Origin of the sequence: Lysobacter sp. S4-A87, from assembly GCF_022637455.1 — a bacterium.
Lineage (GTDB): Bacteria > Pseudomonadota > Gammaproteobacteria > Xanthomonadales > Xanthomonadaceae > Lysobacter_J.
Window position 1 is genome coordinate 559,169 of record NZ_CP093341.1, and the last position, 18,963, is coordinate 578,131.

The 18,963-nt window shown below is 65.8% G+C and carries 16 protein-coding genes; 11 read left to right on the forward strand and 5 right to left on the reverse strand.

Features of this window, described 5'->3' with window-relative positions; genetic code table 11:
- Window positions 1-118 precede the first annotated feature (118 nt).
- The 11 genes from MNR01_RS02575 to MNR01_RS02625 all read left to right on the forward strand — a co-directional run bounded on the left by MNR01_RS02575 (window position 119) and on the right by MNR01_RS02625 (window position 14,498).
- A complete protein-coding gene (locus MNR01_RS02575; RefSeq protein WP_241919427.1) occupies window positions 119-2,377 on the forward strand; it encodes a polysaccharide biosynthesis tyrosine autokinase in 2,259 nt (752 codons plus the stop codon).
- Between the two features lie 4 nt (window positions 2,378-2,381).
- On the forward strand, window positions 2,382-3,830 hold the full coding sequence (locus MNR01_RS02580; protein WP_241919428.1) for an asparagine synthase-related protein: 1,449 nt from the start codon (window positions 2,382-2,384) through the stop codon (window positions 3,828-3,830).
- Window positions 3,814-4,917, forward strand: coding sequence for a right-handed parallel beta-helix repeat-containing protein (locus MNR01_RS02585; RefSeq protein WP_241919429.1), 1,104 nt, complete (start codon window positions 3,814-3,816; stop codon window positions 4,915-4,917). Before MNR01_RS02580 ends, MNR01_RS02585 begins: the two co-directional genes overlap by 17 nt.
- Before the next feature lie 270 nt (window positions 4,918-5,187).
- Complete coding sequence (locus MNR01_RS02590) at window positions 5,188-6,411, forward strand: right-handed parallel beta-helix repeat-containing protein (protein ID WP_241919430.1); 1,224 nt, start codon at window positions 5,188-5,190, stop codon at window positions 6,409-6,411.
- A gap of 275 nt (window positions 6,412-6,686) precedes the next feature.
- Window positions 6,687-7,850, forward strand: coding sequence for a glycosyltransferase family 4 protein (locus MNR01_RS02595; protein WP_241919431.1), 1,164 nt, complete (start codon window positions 6,687-6,689; stop codon window positions 7,848-7,850).
- A gap of 5 nt (window positions 7,851-7,855) precedes the next feature.
- The gene (locus tag MNR01_RS02600) at window positions 7,856-9,160 is read left to right on the forward strand and encodes a polysaccharide biosynthesis C-terminal domain-containing protein (RefSeq protein WP_241919432.1); all 1,305 of its coding nucleotides are present in this window, start codon (window positions 7,856-7,858) and stop codon (window positions 9,158-9,160) included.
- A 38-nt stretch (window positions 9,161-9,198) separates the two neighbouring features.
- Window positions 9,199-10,368 carry a polysaccharide pyruvyl transferase family protein gene (locus MNR01_RS02605; RefSeq protein WP_241919433.1) on the forward strand — a complete coding sequence of 390 codons (1,170 nt, stop codon included), beginning with the start codon at window positions 9,199-9,201 and terminating at the stop codon, window positions 10,366-10,368.
- Entirely contained in the window at window positions 10,365-11,207 is an 843-nt protein-coding gene (locus tag MNR01_RS02610; RefSeq protein ID WP_241919434.1) for a glycosyltransferase family 2 protein, read from the forward strand. The genes MNR01_RS02605 and MNR01_RS02610 overlap by 4 nt, the downstream gene beginning before the upstream one ends.
- Window positions 11,204-12,265: an EpsG family protein gene (locus MNR01_RS02615; protein ID WP_241919435.1), complete on the forward strand. Its 1,062-nt coding sequence runs from the start codon at window positions 11,204-11,206 to the stop codon at window positions 12,263-12,265. The genes MNR01_RS02610 and MNR01_RS02615 overlap by 4 nt, the downstream gene beginning before the upstream one ends.
- A 48-nt stretch (window positions 12,266-12,313) precedes the next feature.
- On the forward strand, window positions 12,314-13,084 hold the full coding sequence (locus tag MNR01_RS02620) for a YdcF family protein (RefSeq protein WP_241919436.1): 771 nt from the start codon (window positions 12,314-12,316) through the stop codon (window positions 13,082-13,084).
- Window positions 13,085-13,484: 400 nt separating this feature from the next.
- A complete protein-coding gene (locus tag MNR01_RS02625; protein WP_241919437.1) occupies window positions 13,485-14,498 on the forward strand; it encodes a polysaccharide biosynthesis/export family protein in 1,014 nt (337 codons plus the stop codon).
- A 98-nt stretch (window positions 14,499-14,596) separates the two neighbouring features.
- Here the strand turns inward: MNR01_RS02625 and MNR01_RS02630 are convergent, their stop codons facing one another.
- From MNR01_RS02630 to MNR01_RS02650, 5 genes are all read right to left on the reverse strand, one after another.
- Window positions 14,597-15,136: a DUF4136 domain-containing protein gene (locus MNR01_RS02630; RefSeq protein ID WP_241919438.1), complete on the reverse strand. Its 540-nt coding sequence runs from the start codon at window positions 15,134-15,136 to the stop codon at window positions 14,597-14,599.
- A 209-nt stretch (window positions 15,137-15,345) separates the two neighbouring features.
- Window positions 15,346-16,677 carry a transporter gene (locus MNR01_RS02635; protein ID WP_241919439.1) on the reverse strand — a complete coding sequence of 444 codons (1,332 nt, stop codon included), beginning with the start codon at window positions 16,675-16,677 and terminating at the stop codon, window positions 15,346-15,348.
- 496 nt (window positions 16,678-17,173) lie between these two features.
- Window positions 17,174-17,650 carry a hypothetical protein gene (locus MNR01_RS02640; RefSeq protein ID WP_241919440.1) on the reverse strand — a complete coding sequence of 159 codons (477 nt, stop codon included), beginning with the start codon at window positions 17,648-17,650 and terminating at the stop codon, window positions 17,174-17,176.
- Between the two features lie 47 nt (window positions 17,651-17,697).
- Window positions 17,698-18,396 (reverse strand): C39 family peptidase, encoded by a 699-nt coding sequence (locus tag MNR01_RS02645; protein ID WP_241919441.1) that lies wholly within the window; start codon window positions 18,394-18,396, stop codon window positions 17,698-17,700.
- Entirely contained in the window at window positions 18,393-18,923 is a 531-nt protein-coding gene (locus tag MNR01_RS02650) for a hypothetical protein (protein WP_241919442.1), read from the reverse strand. Before MNR01_RS02650 ends, MNR01_RS02645 begins: the two co-directional genes overlap by 4 nt.
- Window positions 18,924-18,963: the final 40 nt, after the last annotated feature.

Sequence of the window (18,963 nt, forward strand, 5' to 3'; positions counted from 1 at the left end):
CCGACCGCGCCGATCGCATTGCGCCCCGCAAGGCAGCGACGCCGACGGCGCCCAACGCGCGACGTCGCCTTCGCAGCGATGCCGCTGTTCCCCCTTTCCCCTCCAACGGTGACGACACATGGCTACCCATCTGATTACCAGGGCGGAAGCTGCCCATCCGGTGCCTGCCACCACGATCCGGGAAGACGACATCGACATCCCGACCCTGCTGACCACGCTCGGCGATCACAAGTGGTCGATCCTGTTCGGCACGATGCTGTTCTTCGCCGTCAGCGCGATCTACGTCCTGCTGGCCACGCCACAGTACGAAGCCAACGCCGTGGTGCAGGTCGAAAGCCGGCCGCCGACGGTGCCCGGCCTGAACGCCGGCAACGCCCCGCAGGCACCGCCGTCCATCGACGCCCCTGCCGCAACCGAGTCTCAGTTGCTGACGTCGCGGCGTGTGCTTGGCGAAGCCATGGAACGCCTCGACCTCGATCTGTCGGCCAAGCCGTCGCGTCTGCCGGTGATCGGCGATCTGGCAGCCCGTGCGCAGCAGCTGATGCAGCCCGACGCGCTGGCACCTCCGCTGTTCGGCCTTGACCAGTACGGCTGGGGTGGCGAGAAGCTCGATCTGGGCCGGCTCGACCTGCCCGATACCTTGATCGACGTGCCGCTGCAGCTCATCGCCGGCGAGCGCGGGCGCTTCGCCCTGCTCGATCCAGACGGCAAGGCCCTGCTGCAAGGACGCGCCGGACAAGGCCCGGTCACCGGCGGTGGCGTCACCATCGACGTCAAGTCGATCAGGGCGAACCCCGGCATGCGGTTCGAGGTGAAGCGCCTCAATCCGATGGCGATCATGGCCGACCTCAAGAGCAAGATCACCGTCACCGAGCAGGGCCGCAATTCCGGCGTGATCGCCCTGACCTACTCCAACTCCGACCCGGTGCGTGCCAAGCAGGTGCTGGAGCAGATCACCCAGGCCTACTCGCGCCAGAACGTCGCCCGCAACTCCGCCGAGGCGGCCAAGCGCCTGCAGTTCGTCACCGAGCAGCTGCCGAACGTACGCCGTGAACTGGCCGATGCGCAGGCCGCGCTGAACCAGTTCCAGAGCCGCACCGGAACGCTAGATGTCGCCGTCCAGAACAAGGCCCTGCTTGACCAGAGCATTGCCCTGGATGCCAGCATCCAGCAGCTGCTGGTGCAACGTGCCGACATCGCCAGCCGCTTCACCACCGCCCATCCGGTCTACGAATCGCTGCAGCGCCAGATCGGCCAGTTCCAGGCCGAGAAGTCCAGGCTGATGTCGCGCCTGAGCCAGTTGCCCGACACCCAGCAGGGCCTGTTCCGCCTCAATCGCGATGTCGAGGTCACCAACCAGACCTACGCCAACCTGCTCGACCAGGCGCAGCAACTGAACATCGCCCGCGCCAGTGCGATCGGCAATGCCCGCGTGATCGATCCGGCCGACGTCAACATGGACAGCCCGGCCTGGCCGAAGCCGCTGCTGGTCGTCGCCGGTGGCACCGTGCTCGGCGCGATGCTGATGGTCGCCTTTGTGCTGCTGCGGCAGATGTTCAAGCGCGGCGTCGAGGACCCGGTCGACATCGAGCTGCTGGGCCTGCCGGTGTACGCCTCGATTCCGTTCAGCGCCAAGGGCCACCAGATCGCCACGCGATCGCGCCGGTTCAGTCGCGACAGGCAGCGCCTGCTGGCGCTGCGCTCGCCCACCGACCTGGCGATGGAAGCCCTGCGCACCCTGCGCACGAGCCTCCATTTCGCCCGACTGGAGATGAAGAACAACATGCTGATGATCGCCGCCCCGAGTCCAGGGGTCGGCAAGACCTTCGTCTGCGCCAACCTCGCAGTGACGATCGCCCAGGCCGGCCAGACGGTGCTGCTGATCGACGCCGACATGCGTCGCGGAACCCTGCACCACGCCATCGGCGTGCGCTCGGAAGGCGGCCTTTCGGAACTGATCTCGGGCCAGATCGACCTCGAGCAGGCCCTGCGCAAGGTCCCGGGCACCGACAACATGACGTTCATCTCGCGCGGCGCGGTTCCGCCGAATCCGTCGGAACTGCTGATGCACCCGCGCTTCGGCACGATGCTGGCGGAGCTGGCCAGGCTCTATGACGTCGTCATCATCGATACGCCGCCGGTGCTGGCAGTGACCGATGCAGCCGTGATCGGGCACCACGTCGGCACCTGCCTGATGGTGGTGCGCTGGGGCCACAACCAGCAGCGCGAGATCGCGATGGCCAAGCAGCGGCTGGAGCAGAACGGCGTCGATGTCCGCGGCGCGATCTTCAACGCCGTGCAGAAGCATGGTTCCGGCCAGTACACCTACAGCTATTACGACTACCAGCCGCTGCGCAACCCGTCGGCGGCGAGGTGACCTGATGACCACGCAGATCACGATGTCTCCGTACTACGGCACTCCCGACTTCTCGCCGCTCACGTCGCAGGCGACGACCGCCCCCGTCGACCTGGTCTCGGTCGCGGACCTGCTCCGCAATGCCTTCGTGTACCCCCCGTTCTCGATCCTGCAGGGCGTGCGCCTGGTGACGTTCGGCTTCTGTCCGCGCGACGACATGCACCAAGCACCGGAGTTCCGTTTCAAGTTCCGCAATGCCGGTGAAGTCCCCGAGGTGGCCAGCTCCGAGCAGGACTGGGTCGCCGGCTACCATCGCCTGCTGTGCGATTCGATCCGCCGCAGCTGCGCCGGCATGCACGCCCCCTGGCTGCTGCAAAGCGGCGGCAAGGATTCGACGACGCTGGCCATCGCCATCGCCGAGGCCCGGCCCGACACGACCTGCATCACCTACCTGGGTGGCCGCGAGGAGAACGAAGTGGATTCGGCCGCGAAGGTCGCGCGTACGCTCGGCCTTCGCCACGAGACGCTGGTGTGCGACCCGGGCCGCGCCTACGACCGCTACCTCGCGGTGGTCGACCGGATGCCGCTGTTGACCGCCGACTTCGCACTGCTGTCCTGCGTCGACCTGGGCACGGAAGTGGCGGCCACGGGCGGCGACGGGATCATTGATGGGCTCGGCGCCGACAGCTACTTCGGTACCCCGATGAGTCGACGCCAGCACCTGCTGGCGCGGCTCGCCCAGGATATCAACCTTTCGCCGCGGATTGCCGAACTGCCATTGGTCGACCGCAGCTTCCGGCTCTGCTATCTGCTCAGCACCCTGCAGATGAACCCCATCGAACGCGTCTTCCCGGGGTCGCGCTTCAGCGACGAAGAAGTCGACGAGCTGTTCGGAAGGAAGATCGCCACGCATTCGCGACAGCGCCTGGAGCTGTTCCTGGACGAAATCGGCTCGGCCACCACACCGGCCGAATGGCGCGACATGTCGACATCGATCGCCGGCTCGGCCGGTGCCTTCGCCAAGGGCCTGTACACCGCCAGCGCGCTATCGCTGCAGGCGGCGTATCCGTTCTGCGACCTGACACTTCGGGAGTGGATCCACCGCGAGGTCCCGCGTTACGAAAAGGTCGATCCGAAGACGCAGATGAACAAGCTGCTGATCCGGCAGCACATCGCCACGCGTTTTGGTGACCTGCCCTACGTCCAGAGCAAGGGCAGCTTCCGTTTCGACCTGCGTGGTCTGGCACAGCAACGATTCGACCATGTCCTCGACCTTGCACGGCGATCGAGCGACCTGCTCCCCGGCGCCGGCACCTGGCTGGAACGCAATCGACAGCGCCTGGACAACAAGTACCATGCGTCCAAGTTCTATCTGCTGGCGATCGTGCTGCCCTGGCTGGAATCGCGGCGGCAGGCGGCGTTGCAAAGTGTTGACGGCATTCACCCGGGCGTAGCCAATGTCGCACAGCACTGATCCCGACCACGGCCGCAGGGCGCTGCTGCGAGGCTGCGTACTGTCGGTGCTGTTCGTTCCCTTCGCCACCCTGGCGGTGGACATCGCGGCGCGAGGACGTGGCCCGACCCGCATCGACGTACGTGCCCGGGGTGCGTCCGGCGACGGCAGCCAGGACGACACGGCAGCGTTCCAGTCCGCGATCGATGCACTGCCCGCAGCCGGCGGAACGGTGCATGTGCCTGCGGGCGACTACCTGATCGACCCGGTGCGCAGTGTGCGGTTACGCTCCAGCATGCATCTGGAACTGGCGCCAGGTGCGCGCCTGCTGGCCAGGGCCAACGCCGCCGATCGCGCTTACGTGCTGACCGTCCAGGGCGTCAACGATGTGGAGATCTCCGGCGGCCGCATCATCGGCGAGCGCGACGCCCATCTTGGAACCACCGGCGAATGGGGCCACGGGATCATGATCCGCGGTGCCTCCGCAGTGACCGTTCGCGACGTGCACGTCTCGCATTGCTGGGGCGACGGCATCTCTATCGGCGGCTTGAAGTCCGCAGGCACCGTGACCCCCAGCCGTGATGTCGTGATCGCACGGGTGCAGTGCGTCGGCAACCGGCGCCAGGGCCTCACCATCGGTCGCTCCCGTCAGGTCCGGGTCCACGACTCCAGCTTCACCGACACGGGCGGCACGCTCCCCGGTTGTGGCATCGACATCGAGCCCGATGCCGGCGACATCGCCAGCGACGTGGTGATCGCCAACTGCCAGGTGATGCGGAACAAGGGCGCCGGCATCCAGTTGTTCAAGCGCGTGACGAACGTGACCATCCGCGACTGCACGATCGAAGGCAATCGTGGCCACGGCGTGCTGGCGGTCGCGGCGGCCGATTGCCAGATCATGGGTAACCAGATCCAGCAGAACGGACTGGGCGGCATCGGCCTGCGCCCCGGAACGCAGGACGTGACGGTCAGCCGCAACGAGTTCGCCGACAACGGACCGGCCTACAGCACGAAGACGAAGGAGGCGTTGCCGCGCAACCGGCATGTCTCCGTCGCCGAGCGCACGCAATCGATCCGCGTCGACAGCGACAACCGCTACCGCAACTGATGTGCCTTGCTTACGAATCCCGCGCATTCGCCCCGACAGGTTCATGAACGAATCCGCAGTCATCAACTTGAACGCGGATCAACATGAACGAATGGACCGGATTTCCTTGCGCAAGCGCACAGATACGGCATCCCGCAAGTGCAGTTAAGCAACCCTGCGCTAGATTCGCGCAAGTCACGGAAATGATCGTGGCGTGACGAATCGGGGACTTGTCGTCTTCGACCACTCATCGAACTAGGCCGGACAGGGGCTGGCCCAGGAACCCCATACGTGAACGACAGACGATTCAAGCGCGCTGCGCGCGTCACCACCGAACATGGCCTCAATGGCCGTCGCGACTTTCTGCGCCGTTCCCTCTTTGCTGCAGTGCCGGGCGTCCTGACCGCCACCGGAATCTCGCGCGCGTTCGCCGCGACCGGCAGCACCGTGGACGCAACCTACGTGCCGCCGGTACGTGCCCGCGGCTCGGCGATTCTCAACGTCCGCAACCGCGGCGCGTACGGCGATGGCATCCACGATGACACCACCGCCATCCAGGCGGCGATCGATGCCCTGCCCTCTGACGGCGGCACGATCCTGATCCCGGCCGGCACCTATGTCATCGACCCGACCCGCAACCTGCGCCTGCGAAGCCGCATGCACCTGCAACTGGCCGACGGCGCCAAGCTTGCCGCCAAGCGCAACAGCGCCGAGCGCGCGTATGTCGTCATGGTCTACAAGGTCAGTGACGTCGAGATCTCCGGCGGCCAGATCATCGGCGACCGCGACAACCACCTCGGCACCACCGGCGAGTGGGGCCACGCGATCATGGTGCGCGGCTCATCGCGCGTCACCATCCGCGACATCCACCTTTCCAAGTGCTGGGGCGATGGCATCTCCATCGGTGGCGCCATGGTCACCAACCAACCGGCCGTACCGTCGCAGGGCGTGGTCATCGCCAACGTGGTCTCCACCGGCAACCGCCGCCAGGGGCTGTCGATTGGCCGCTCCAGCGAGGTCAAGGTCTACGACTCGGAGTTCAGCAACAACACCGGTATCGATCCGGGTTGCGGCATCGATATCGAGCCCGATGCCGACGACATGGGCACCACCACGACGGTGCACATCGAGAACTGCCTGATCCGCAAGAACCAGGGCAACGGCATCCAGGTCTACAAGCGCGTCAACGGCGTCACCATCAAGCGCTGCACGGTCGAGTACAACGGCGGTTACGGCGTGCTGACGATCGCGCCCATCAGCGGCTACATCTCCCAGAACAAGTTCCAGCACAACTACCTGATGGGCGTGATGCTGCGTTCGGCCACGACGTCCTACCAGGTCAGTGGCAACACGTTCCGCAACAACCACACGCGCATGCACGGCGTGAACACGGCGACCAACCCGCTGGTCTCGATGACCGGACTTGTCGGCGGAAACAACGGCAACGGCGCGCACATCCAGGCGACCACCGACTGCGTCGACCTGCGAGTGACCACGAACCAGTACGCAAAGTAACTGCGCTGCAACACGCGACACCTGCACGGCCGGCGAATTGCCGGCCGTGTTCGTTCTGGACTTCTCCATTGTGTCCTGAGGAACCGGATGCGCCTTGAACGCTGTGTCACAGCGGTTTTGTTCAGGCGGCGATGTGGAAAGTGATTGCATCGTTTACAGCCGGGTAAGGCGGCATCGATACAATTCCCGTCCCTCCATCGAACAGTGCCATCGGCATCGCAGATCGAGTTCAACACTTCGAGGCAGCACTGCGATGCACGGCACTCCGCTTGCCGATGCGTATAGCGTTCTTCGCCAACACCGACTGGTATCTGTACAACTTCCGGTTGCCTACCGCGCTGCAGCTCAAGGCGCACGGCGCTGAAGTCGTGATGATCTCGCCGCCCGGCGAGTTTGGCGAACGGTTCAAAGGTCATGGCATCCGCTGGTGCCAGCTGCCGATGGACCGGGCAAGTCTCAATCCGCTGCTTGAGCTGCAGACGCTGCGCGAGATGGTGCGGCTGTTGAGGGCCCTGCAACCCGACCTGCTGCACAACTTCACGGTCAAGTGCGCGGTCTACGGCGCACTGGCGGCACGGCTGGCGCGCGTACCCGCAGTAGTCAATGCGGTGGCAGGCATGGGTTACGTGTTTGCCAGCGACAGTCCCAAGGCGCGGATGCTTCGCCCCATCGTCAGCACACTGATGCGCGCAACCCTTGGGCACGGCCACTCGCGCGTGATCCTGCAGAACCCGGACGATGCCCAGGCGCTGACCGACGCCAGGCTCGTCCCAGGCAGCAAGATCCGCCTGATCAGAAGCTCCGGCGTCGACACCGAGCGCTTCCAGCCAGGCATCGGTGCAGACGGCCCCCGGCGCTTGCGTGTGCTGCTGGCCGCGCGCCTGTTGCGCGAGAAGGGCGTGGCCGAGTTCGCTGAAGCCTCCCGGCTGCTGCGCGAACAGGGTCGCGAGATCGAGTTCCTGCTGGCCGGAACACCGGACCCCGGCAACCCCAGTTCGATCACGCGTGAAGAAGCCCAGGCCTGGCACGACCTGGGGCTGCTGCAGTGGCTGGGTCACGTCGAGGACATGCCGGGCCTGCTTTCAACCGTCGACGTCATGGCACTGCCGAGCTATTACCGCGAAGGCGTGCCGCGGTGCCTGATCGAGGGCGCCGCGGCGGGCCTGGCGTTGATCACCACCGACCTTCCGGGTTGCCGCGAGGTCGTCACCCGCCATGGCGATGACGGTCTGCACGTGGCACCTCGCGACGCCGCCTCCCTGGCGGGGCAGCTTGCCCGGCTCGATGACGACCGCGATCTTCTGGCAATGCTCGGCACCCGTGCGCGCGAGCGCGCCCTGCGGCACTTCGATGAGCGGCTGGTCATCCGTCGCACGCTGGATGTGTACGAAGAACTGCTGACCGTGCCGCTGCAGGCACAGACGTCCGTGGCAGGATGAAGGCGATGGTCGCGCAAGGTTGGCGCCCTGCTGCCGTGGCGATCTCCCTGCTCTGGCTGGCGACGCTGGCCGGGGCGCTGATGGTGTTCGCCGCCCAGGTAGTCCTCGCGCGCCGGCTTGGACCGGCCGAGTACGGTCTGTTTGCCTCGTCGCTGGCCACGGTCACGATGATCGCGCCTTTGGCGGGCTTCGGCCTCTCGCAGTTCCGGCTCAAGGCCTACGGCAGCGAGGGCTGGGACGCGGACCGCTGGTTGCGGCCGGCATTGCGCTTCTCACTGGTGACCACCTTGCTGGCGATTGCCGGCGTGGCGGCATGGGCGCTTTGGGGCGCGCCGGTCGATGCCGACACGCGCGCAACGCTGCTGCTGCTGACCCCGGTCATCGTCGGCGTGCTCGCCGTGGACCTGGTAGGCAGCAAGTTGCGTCTCGAGGAGCGCCACCGCGCCCTCGCCGGCTGGCAGCTGCTGATGCCGTCGGGCCGCCTGGCGGTCGCACTGCTGGCGGTCGGGATCGCCACCATCGATGCGCGCGATGTCGCCCTCGGATACGGACTGGTCGCGCTGCTGATCGCAGCCACGGCGCTGCCGCAACTGGCAGCGATGAAGCGCGGCGAGATGAAGCTGATGGGCCATGGACCGCGCCAGTCGAAGCCACATCGGGCTGACGTGCCCGGCACGTGGCAACTGTGGTCGCAAGCGTGGGCCTATGGCGTCGCGGCCGCACTGTATCCGGTGTTCTTCCAGGTCGGCACGGTGCTCCTGAAGTACCTCGGCGGCAACGCGGAAGCCGGACATTACGGCGTGGCGCTGGCGGTGATGACGGCGCTGTACCTGTTTCCGGCAACCGTCTACCAGAAGTTCCTGCTGTCGCGACTGCACCGCTGGGCGGTGCACGACCAGCCCCGCTTCTGGCGCGTGTACCGCCTGGGCAACCTGGCCATGCTCGCCAGTGGCCTGCTGACGGGACTGGCGCTGTGGCTGCTCGCGCCCTGGCTGATTCCGATCGCGTTCGGCAGCGCCTACGCCGATGTCACGGCGCTGCTGGGGGTGCTGGCGATCTGCGTGCCCATCCGCTTTCTCTCGACCTCGGTCGGCTCGGCCCTGCTGACTGCCAACCACATGCGCTACCGCGTGCTGGCCATGCTGGCGGCGACGGTAGTGGCTGTCGCGGTCACCTGCGTGCTGATGCCACGATTCGGCGCAGTGGGCGCGGCGTGGGCAACGGTCGTGGCCGAGGCCACGCTGCTGCTGCTCATGTACCTGGGCGTTCTTCGTATCCGGCAACCCGCAGCGGAGGCAGCATCACCATGACGGACGCGCTTCGGGTTGGATTTACCGGCTACTACGGCATGCGCAACTTCGGCGACGACCTGTTCGGCGTCCTGTGCACGACGGCGTCGCGACTGTACTGGCATGCGGAACCGACCCTGGTCGGCCCACCCCTGGCCGACATCGAGGGCGGCAGTACGTGGCCGAAGTCGTTCCCGCTCGACCTCTACGGGGCCGCTGGCGTCGCGGGAAAGTGCAGCCGCCTGCTGAGCTTCGTTCGCGGCATGCATGGCAACGACGTGCTGGTCATGGGCGGGGGCTCGGTCATCACCGCACGCGAGTCCTTCCGCAAGCCGCTGATGCTGTGGGCCAACCGCCGGCGCCGACTGCAGCTCGCTGCCGTGGGTGTTTCCATCGGTCCGTTCGTCGATGAAGCCGACGAGGCGGTCGTTGCCGATTATGCGCGGCACTTCTCGTACCTCTCGGTACGAGATCGCCGTTCCTACGAGCTGGCCCTTCGCCTTGGGCTCGATCACGTCACCCATCACGGTCGCGACCTCGCGGGCCTGCTGTCCCTGCTGATGCCCACCGGCTCGGCGCGTGGCGGCATGCGCCTGGAGCATGGCGGACCGCTGCACGTCGGCATCGCCCCGTGCCGCTATACCCCTCGCAGCGACCATCCCGCTCCGACGATGGATGCATGGCGGGACGCAGCGATCGAGGCGCTCGCGGCGATCGCCGTCCGCACGCCGCTCCAGGTCGAGGTATTCAGTCTCAACGGCCATCACCGGCACGGTGACGAGGTATTGGCCGAGGCGATGCAATCGCGGCTGCGCGAACGCGGCATCAATGCCGGGCTTCGCCTTTACCGCGGTCACGATCCGCTCGCGACCGTGCGCGACATCTGCCGTTGCGACGCATTCATCAGTGCACGCCTGCATGGCGCGATCGTCGCCTATCTGTGCGGCGTGCCGTTCACGATCATCGATTACCACCCGAAGTGCCGTGACTTCGCCGATGACATCGGCTTGCCCGCATCACTGCGCATATCCGGCGGCCAGGGCGCTGACGATCTCGTCACGGCGATCACCACGATGCTGAACGATCCCGATGCACGACCGGGCCTTTCACCGTCCGTATACGCGCAACAGGCCCAGGACATATTCCAATGTGCGCCATGGTCGAGCCGGCAGCGATCAGATCTGAATCCGGGAAACCTTCATCCGGGAAACTACGGGACGGTGCCATGAACCGCGAAGTCGCCTCGCCTTCCATTGCACCCATCTGCGTGATCGTTCCCTGCTATCGCTGCAAGGACACCATCGCCCAGGCCGTGGCATCCATTGCCGCGCAGACGGTCGCCCCCGCCCAGGTGTTGCTCGTGGACGACTTCAGCAATGACGGAACGCTCGAGATGCTGCACTTCATCAGTGCAAGCTACCCGCGCGGCTGGATCGAGGTCATCGCCCTGCCCGACAACGGCGGCCCGTCACGTGCACGCAACGCCGGCTGGCATCGCGCGCGGCAGGAATACCTGGCGTTCCTGGACTCCGACGACACCTGGGTACCGACCAAGATCGAGTTGCAGATGCAAGCCCTGCATGACGACCCGGAAATCGCCCTGCTGGCGCACGCAATGAAGGTGCGCGACCGCAGCCAGCCGGCGCCTGCAGCGCCACAGGCCGCGCGGGCATCGATCGTCCCGCGTGGGCGGCTGCTGCTGAGCAATCCGTTTCCGACCGCATCGGTAGTGCTGCGCCGCGACCTGCCGTTCCGCTTCAATGAAGACTTCCGCCGGGTCGAGGATTTCCTGCTGTGGGGCCAGATCGGCTTCTCGGGCTTCCGCTGCGCCAAGCTGGACCAGACCCTCGCCTACTGGCACAAGGCCAACTACGGCGCCGGCGGTCTGAGCGAAGACCTTGCCGCGATGCATCGCGCCGGTCGCGAGGCCCGACTGGAGCTGTTGCGTCAGGGCCTGGTGACGCTGCCCGAGCACCTGTTCGCCCGCTGCTTCGGGCTGGTTCGCAAGGCTCGCCAGCGCCTGTTCGCGACGATGAGGCGATGGCGCGCCGAAGGTGTTGCCGGATGAGCAGCATCGACCACCTGACCACGTTGCCCCTGCGTTCGCGTCGTACGGCCGACACCGTCGGCGCGAGCGTTCTGAGCGCCCTGCTGCTGCTGGCGGTTGCTGCGTTCGGCTGCTGGCTGGTCGGCACCCGCTCGCCGGAGATCGGCACCGACACGCTGACCTATGCAGGCTTCTTCGAGGGACTCGGGCGGGAGTCGATCGAGACCCGGCTCGAGCCAGGCTTCGTTTACCTGAGCATCGCACTGTGGAAGCTGGGCGCTGGCGTGACCGGATACCAGACCGCTCTTTTCGCGTTGATGCTGGGTACCGTGGCGGTGTCGACTCGCCAGTACTTCCGATCCCTCGGCGATGAGCGCGGCCATCTGACGTTCCTCGGCGTGTCGCTGATGCTGCTGTACATCTCGCCGATGTTCGTCAATGCCTCCATCAACGCGGTGCGCCAGGGTCTGGCCGCCCTGCTGGTGTTCACCGCGCTGCTGTCGTTCCAGCAGCGCCGCTGGGGGATGTTCGCCCTGTTTGGCGCGATCGCCGGCAGCCTGCACATGTCTTCGCTGCTGTACCTCGTGTTCGCGCCGGTGCTGTTGCTTGGCCCACGCACGCAGCGGCTGGTCGCCGTCGCCGGCTTCATCCTCTACGTCACCGGGCTGTCGATGGCGATGGTCAGGGCTGCCGTTCCCGCGCTGTACGAACTGGTCATGACCTACACCGAGAACAGCTACTACCGCTCCGGCGTGCGCATCGACTTCGCGGTGTTCTCGATCTTCTGGTACGCACTGCCGCATGCCTTGTCGCCGCTGGTGAAGCCCGAGTTCCGCGAAAAGATCAAGAGCAGCACGGCGATCTACCTGGTGATGCTGCTGCCATTCTTCGCCGTAGGCTGGGGCTTCTTCTCCAACCGCTACCTGCTGCCGGCCTGGCTGTCGGCGTCGCTGATCGTCGCCGCAGTGATCTGCCACAGTCGCCTGCCCGCCCTGCGGCACCCGTTGCTGCTGAGGTTTGGCCTGGTCCTGTCTTGCGTGGTGTTCTACTACTTCGTCAACCACGAGATCGTGATCTGACGTGGACCCGACCTTTCCCCGCCGCCACTTGAAGGGCCAACGCCTCGCATGTCGCAAACGCTGCAGAAACTCGTAGTTGGCCTCACCTACCCGCCCGCGCTCAGCCTATGCCTGATGGCGATTGCCGCCGGCCTGTTGTTCCTGCGCCATCGCCGCATTGCCGCCACCCTGCTCGCGGTGGCGATTGCCTGGTCGGGGCTGTGGTCAGTGCCAATGGCCTCGGACTGGTTGCGCGGAAAGCTCGAAGCGCGTTACCCACCGGTCGATGAAGCCACGCTTCCCTCCGCAGACGCCATCGTCGTGCTCGGTGGCGGCATGCGCTACGGATGGCTGGATCGGCCCGAGGTCCGCGCCGAAGACCTCGAGAACAGCCGCCTGGCCGCAGGGGCACGCGCATGGTTGGCCCGACGCGCGCCAATCGTGATCCTGTCGGGTGGCGGAGAGAACGGCGGCACTGGAAGTCATGGCAGCGAAGCGCGAATGATGGCCACCGCCATCACGCGCCTGGGCGTACCGACATCGGCCCTGCTGCTGGAGGAGCGCAGTCGCAACACCCGCGACAATGCACAGTTCACCGCGCAGATCGCACAAGCACGCGGCGCGCACCGGATCCTGCTGGTGACGTCTTCTCTGCACATGCCGCGCGCCATTGAACAGTTCCGCGGCGAAGGCATCGACGCAATCGCCGTTGCCGTTCCGGAGCGCGCACGAAGAATCAGCTGGAAGGAACGATGGTTTCCGTCGCGTAGCGCACTTTGGCGAAGCGGACGCGCTTTCAAGGAGTTCGGTGGCTTGTTGATGATTCGTATACAGAACTGAACTGGCCGGCGGTCACACTTCTGTCGGGTTCCTGTTCGGCTCCGGTTGAACACACTGAATGCTCCTGCACCGCGCACCGCGGAAATCACACGACATGCGTCATCACGACATTACGATTCCACTGCGGTGCGCATGGATGGCGTCGTGAGCCTCGCTCCAGACGCGACAGCGTTGTGCACGCAGGCTTCCAATGCAGCACTGCGAACGAGTGATCGCCAGGTCTAGACCGGCACGTCCCGCCAAGGATGCGGGTCGAAAGCATCGACCGGATGCTTGCCAACGACGTGAGGGCCAGTCCTTGAACATCCAGTCATTGAGAAGCACCACCCGGAGATTCGCTTTGGCCAGTTCCATCGCAACCGTTGTGCTGGCAGCCAGTGGTTGTGTACCCGGACAGCAGATGAGCCGGCAATCGTCCGGCGCCATGCAGGTTGCCGGCGGTAGCGACGTGCGCATGGTTCCGATCACCGCTGATCTGGTGGCACCTGCGCGGGCACGGGTGCAGGTACCGCAGGAGCTGCTGAACTATCGCACCGAGTCCTACAAGATCCATCCCGGCGACACCATCCTGGTCACGGTCTGGGATCACCCGGAACTCACCAGCCCCGCCGGCAACCAGCAGCAGGCGGTCACCAATGGCCGACTGGTGCAGCCTGATGGCACGTTCTTCTATCCCTATGCCGGCAAGATCAACGTCACCGGCATGACCATCGAGGACCTGCGCAGCACGCTGGCCAGTCGCCTGGCACAGTACCTGCGCAACCCCCAGCTCGACATCAACGTCGTCGGCTACGGCAGCCGCGTCGCCGTGCAGGGCGCGTTCGAGGACACGGCGCCACAAGAGGTCACCACTGTTCCGTTGACGCTGTCGCAGGCGGTGGGCCGCGCCCGCATCAACGTCGAACAGGCCGACCTCGCCGGCTTCGTGCTCACCCGCGATGGCCGCGACTATCCGCTTGACCTGGATGCGCTCAACCGCGACGGCAAGGTCGCACCCGACATCTACCTCAAGCCCGGCGACCGGTTGTTCCTGCCGTTCAATGATCGCAAGGAGGTCTATGTCGTCGGCGAAGTGCTGCGGCCGCAGGCGCTCACCTTCAAGACCACCGACATGACCCTGACCCAGGCACTGGGACGCACCGGCGGCCTCAATCCGGTCACGTCCAAGGGCGAGGCGGTCTACGTGATCCGCGGCATCGAGGAAATGTCGCAGACACCAGCCACGGTCTACCACCTCGATGCCCAGTCGCCAGCCGCGTTCGCACTGGGCGACCGTTTCTCGCTGCGCCCTGGCGACGTGGTCTGGGTTGGCCCGGCCGGTGTGACGCGCTGGAACCGCTTCCTGTCGCAGCTGCTTCCGCTCTCGGGCATCATCGCCAACGCCGCCGCGGCCGGGAACGACATCGGCAACTGACGCGGCCTGACTTCTGCCGCGACAAAAGCACAGGGCCGGCGAGTTGCCTCGCCGGCCGTGCTCCCTCCCGGATATTCCCCGTATGTTCGCGGCGTGAGTTACTTGGCAGGTGCACTACCAGGCGGGAACGTCGCGAACATCTTGTCGATGCCAGCCTGCACCAGGGTATTGCCCTTCTCGACCGAGCTGGGAACCGTCGCCGACGCGGTGCCACGCCACACGGCCTGCTTGGTCCTGGTGTCGAACATGTCGACGACCAGCGTGCCGACGTCATACGTGCGCACCGTCGTCGAGGCGCTGCCCATGCCCATGCCACCCCAACCCCATCCGCCCCAGGCGGGGCCGTTGTAGAAGGTATCGATACTTTGCTTCTGCGTCGTGGCGACATTGGCAACGAGCGCGACGTCGGCCGAAGCCTCATCGGCCTGGCGCCAGCCCAGCGCCTGCAATTTCGCGTCGACGGCCGACACGATGCGCTGCTGGATTAGCGGCGAGTTGGCCTCGGGCTTCTTCAGCCAGGCATAGCTGTGGTAGTTGCCGAACTGCGCGGCCGGATCGTGATCGGTCGTCACCGTCGGCGTGGTGGCGCAACCGGCCAGCACCGCCGCCAGCAGCATGCCCAGCGCTACTTGTCTCATGGTCTTCTCCCGTATCTGGTAATCGGTTGTTCGCCAACCTACAGCGACGATCCACGGCCAACCTGGTCTGCCGTGGCCGCACTAGTTGCGTGGAACGGGAAATAGCCCCCAAGCGCGTGAACTGCATGTGAAACCTTGCCGCTGCGCGCGACTGCAGGCCATCGAGGCCTGCAAACGCGCGGAGGTTCTCCCTGATCGAAAAGGCAGGATCAGAACGAGATCGGGACTCGGGCGGTGAAGGTCACGTCGGGAGTATCGCGGGTCACACCAACGCCCAGTGCGACGTTGAGCGAGACCTTGTCGTTGAAGCGGTAGGTGCCGCCGAGCAGCATCGTGCCGAGGGTCACCCGCACCGAGCCCGGCGAATCCTTGCCGTTCTGCTCGGTCTTGCCGACCAGGCTGGTGTCGTAGCCCAGGCTGATCGATGCCTTTTCGTTCAACGCCAGGCCCATGCCGAGGTTGAATCCCCAGATGTCACCTGCTTTGACGTCGCCGAGGAATTCCTTGCCCGACAGCAGCACCGTGCGCGATACGTCGTGGCGCTCGAAGTTGTACAGGTAGCTGATGCTGCCGAAGAACACGACCGGATCGGACGGATACAACCAGGTCACGCCCGGCTGCAGGGATTCAAAGCCTGTGCCCGTCGGCAGCTCCAGCGGCAACCCCGTGCCGGTGGCGTTGGAGACGCAGCGCGTCACGCAGTCGGTGATGACTTCGAAGATGTCCTTGCCGGTACGACTCTTGTAGCGCAGCCAGCCGATGTAGAACGCCTTGTCGGGACCACCGCGGTTGAGCTGGTAGCGCGCGGTCGCTTCGAAGTCGCCCATGCCGCGACCGCTTGCGTTGAACACGTTGTCGACAGCAGTGCCGGTGAAGATCTCGCGGCTGACGGTGTCGGCATTGAGGTAGACGTACGGGACCTTGGCCTCGAGCTCGAATCGCCCGCCAAAGCCGTAGCGTCCGGTGATCGTGGCCACACCGGAGGTGGTCTTGACCTGGCGCACGTCGATCAGGCCGATCAGGATCGCCGGGATCACCGTGAAGCCGACCAGCGCAACACGGTCGTTGGCGGAATAGCCGTGCTGCAGCGACGGCTCCAGGATGAACTTGCCGGCCGGCGTGAGCACGCCCGGCTGGTCGAAGATCTGCGCCACTTCGGGCGGGCGCGACGAGCTCTCGGGGGCTTCGCCGACCGGCTTCTGCTGCTGCTGCGCCACTGGCTGTTGCGACTGCTGCTGCGGTTGCTGCTGTTGCTGGGGCTGTGCCTGCTGCGGTTGTTGCGCTTGCTGCTGGGCAACCTGCGTCGGCGCCTGCTGCATCGGCACCGGCACGAACGTCTGCTGCGACAGCGAGGGCACCATCCGGCTCGGAGTCACGCCGGCACCGCGTTCGCCTTCCAGTCGTTCCTCGTCCAGGGCACGCTGCAGCTGCGCGACGCTTTGCTCCTGCTGCGCCAGCGACTGGCGAAGTTCGCCCAGGCGCTGGTTCTGCTGGGTGATCTCCCGCTGCAGGGCGTCGAGGCGCGATTCTGCCGCGGCCACGGCTTCAGGCGAAGCCGGAACGAAATTGGTCGGCGCTGGAGGGGCGGCAGCCGCAGGGGGCGAAGGCGCCCTGGCAGTCGTGACAGCTTGCGGGGCGGCAGCGGTCGCAGGGGGCGCGGCGACCACCGCCGGAGAGGGCGCGCGGGCCACTGGAGCTGCGGCAGGGGGTGCCTTGGCTGGCGCTGGGGCTGGAGTTGCAGCCGGAGCCGGCCCAAGCCTGGCAGCCGATGCGGCGGCGGCGGCCAATGCGGCCGTGGCTGATCTGGCGGCAGCCGCGTCATGCGCTGCAGGAGAGGTGCCGTCAGTACGGCCGGCCGGCTGGTCCTCGGCGCCGGCGACGCCTGCCATGCCCAGCAGCAGGCAGGGGGCGAGCATCAAGCGCTGGCGTGTGGGTGGCGTCCTTTTCATGCGGCCTCCTGTGGGGGTCCTCGGATAGAACGCAGTCGGGGCGGTTTTCAGGGCGCCGGCATCAGGGCGGAGTCTCGGGGCGCCGATGTCACGGCGATGTCGCGGCCGCGACCGTTGCGTTCTGGAGGGCCTGCTGCAGGTTCAGGTCCTGGAACGCGCTCAGGGTGTCGACCCCGACATTGACCGTGGTCAGGGCACGGATGTCCTGGTCGTTGCGCGTGTTCTGGATCAGCAGACCATTGAAGGTGGTGGACGGCTCGACGGTATTGCCCTCGCCCACCTGGATCACCTGCCCCTGGTTGAAGCGGGCCAGTTCCTGGGCCTGGTCGGTGGTCATGTGGGTGATGTCGGGAATGTGCACCTGCGTCGACGACAGCAGCTCACCGTTGACGAACACCGCACGCTCGATCCCGAACGACAACGACATGCCGCTGGCAGTCTGGAAACCGCCGCGCATGTCCTCCAGCAATGCCGGGTCCACGGGAACCCATTCGGCACCCAGCGGACGTTGTTCGGCTGCGTTGGCCGCGGTGGCGGCCATGCCGGCAATGACGGCGACTGCCATCAGGCCGGGTCTCAGAAGCGATGAAGGAGAGCGCATGTCCCACCCCCTCAGATGTCGCCCGGCCGCTTGCGCGGCGTGACGATGTTGTAAAGGCTGTCGCGTGCTATGCCGGCATCCAGCGGCGCCGGTGGCGCCGTGCGCCAGTCGCGGGCGAGATTGAAGCCGGCGATCTCGCGCCGGTTGTGGATCACGAACAGGATCTTGTTGTCCCACAGCTCTTCGAAGCGCGAGCGTGGCATTGCGCGCGTGCCGCGCGCGGGATCGCCAAGCAGGATGCGGCCATTGCGCAACCCCTTGACCACTACGAAATGCTTGTAGCCGCGATCATTGAGCAGCACGATCGCCGGCAGCCCTTCCTGGAACAGTTTGTCCAGTGGCTGTTCGAAGCCATCGGCTTCGAATCCTCTCGACTTCAGGTAGCGGCGCATGTCCAGCAGCGAGAATCCGCGCTGCTTGATCTTTGCCTGGTCGCCGCTCTGGTACATGTGCATGAACACCTCGGCCTCGGTGACCGGGATGCCGTACTGATAGGTCAGCAACGTCGCCGTCGCCGCCGATCCGCAACTGAAATCGTACTGTTGCGGCACCGTGGTCTGGAACCTCGCCTCTTTCAGGCTGACCACCTGCATGCGATAGGGTGCGCCATTGACGCGCACGTCCACCTTGCCGGCCTGGGCAAGGCCGGCGAAGAGGATCCAGACCGATGCCGCCAGCACTGCACGGCTTCGGATGTTGCGGACGCTCATGGAGTCGGGTCCGCGAACTGCACGTTCACGATCATTCCGTTCTGGATCAGCACATTCGCGCCGGTGTTCTGGATGACCGTGTTGATGCCGTTCGAATTGACGAACGAACCGCCACCCAGTGCGTTGTTGCCGGTGACGACACGATTGGCGGTGTTGTCCTCCACTCTACCTTCCAGGAGGACATCGTTTTCGACGATGTCGGCGCCACCGCGCATGTCGGCGAGCGCTTCCACATCTATCGACTGGCCCATCGCGCTGTCCTGCAGTACCGGGGCATCGACGGGTTCAGCAGCGGGTGCGAATGCCAGCGGATCGCTGGTTTCGCTGTAGTTGGTAACGTCCTGGGCAGCAACCGTGCCCAATGAGAACAGGCAGATCAGACCTGCTGTGCTTGCAAGAACGATGGAACGGGTCGGTCGCACGGTCTTTCTCCTTTGCCATGCATCCCCGTCGCGCGCGTGGTTTCCCACCAGACCGAAGCTTCCTGCCGGCGCTTGCGGCGCCGACAGGAATTCCAGAATGCGCAAACGACGTACCGCAGGGGTCTGCGGTACGTCGGGGGGAGCG

What these genes read in the sequence shown, in the direction of transcription:
- MNR01_RS02630 (WP_241919438.1), bottom strand. Translation starts at nt 15,136, where the DNA reads ATGAGACAAGTAGCGCTGGGCATGCTGCTGGCGGCGGTGCTGGCCGGT.
- MNR01_RS02620 (WP_241919436.1), top strand. Translation starts at nt 12,314, where the DNA reads ATGTCGCAAACGCTGCAGAAACTCGTAGTTGGCCTCACCTACCCGCCC.
- MNR01_RS02610 (WP_241919434.1), top strand. Translation starts at nt 10,365, where the DNA reads ATGAACCGCGAAGTCGCCTCGCCTTCCATTGCACCCATCTGCGTGATC.
- MNR01_RS02585 (WP_241919429.1), top strand. Translation starts at nt 3,814, where the DNA reads ATGTCGCACAGCACTGATCCCGACCACGGCCGCAGGGCGCTGCTGCGA.
- MNR01_RS02580 (WP_241919428.1), top strand. Translation starts at nt 2,382, where the DNA reads ATGACCACGCAGATCACGATGTCTCCGTACTACGGCACTCCCGACTTC.
- MNR01_RS02615 (WP_241919435.1), top strand. Translation starts at nt 11,204, where the DNA reads ATGAGCAGCATCGACCACCTGACCACGTTGCCCCTGCGTTCGCGTCGT.
- MNR01_RS02575 (WP_241919427.1), top strand. Translation starts at nt 119, where the DNA reads ATGGCTACCCATCTGATTACCAGGGCGGAAGCTGCCCATCCGGTGCCT.
- MNR01_RS02595 (WP_241919431.1), top strand. Translation starts at nt 6,687, where the DNA reads ATGCGTATAGCGTTCTTCGCCAACACCGACTGGTATCTGTACAACTTC.
- MNR01_RS02625 (WP_241919437.1), top strand. Translation starts at nt 13,485, where the DNA reads ATGAGCCGGCAATCGTCCGGCGCCATGCAGGTTGCCGGCGGTAGCGAC.
- MNR01_RS02605 (WP_241919433.1), top strand. Translation starts at nt 9,199, where the DNA reads ATGCGCAACTTCGGCGACGACCTGTTCGGCGTCCTGTGCACGACGGCG.
- MNR01_RS02645 (WP_241919441.1), bottom strand. Translation starts at nt 18,396, where the DNA reads ATGAGCGTCCGCAACATCCGAAGCCGTGCAGTGCTGGCGGCATCGGTC.
- MNR01_RS02640 (WP_241919440.1), bottom strand. Translation starts at nt 17,650, where the DNA reads ATGGCAGTCGCCGTCATTGCCGGCATGGCCGCCACCGCGGCCAACGCA.
- MNR01_RS02600 (WP_241919432.1), top strand. Translation starts at nt 7,856, where the DNA reads ATGGTCGCGCAAGGTTGGCGCCCTGCTGCCGTGGCGATCTCCCTGCTC.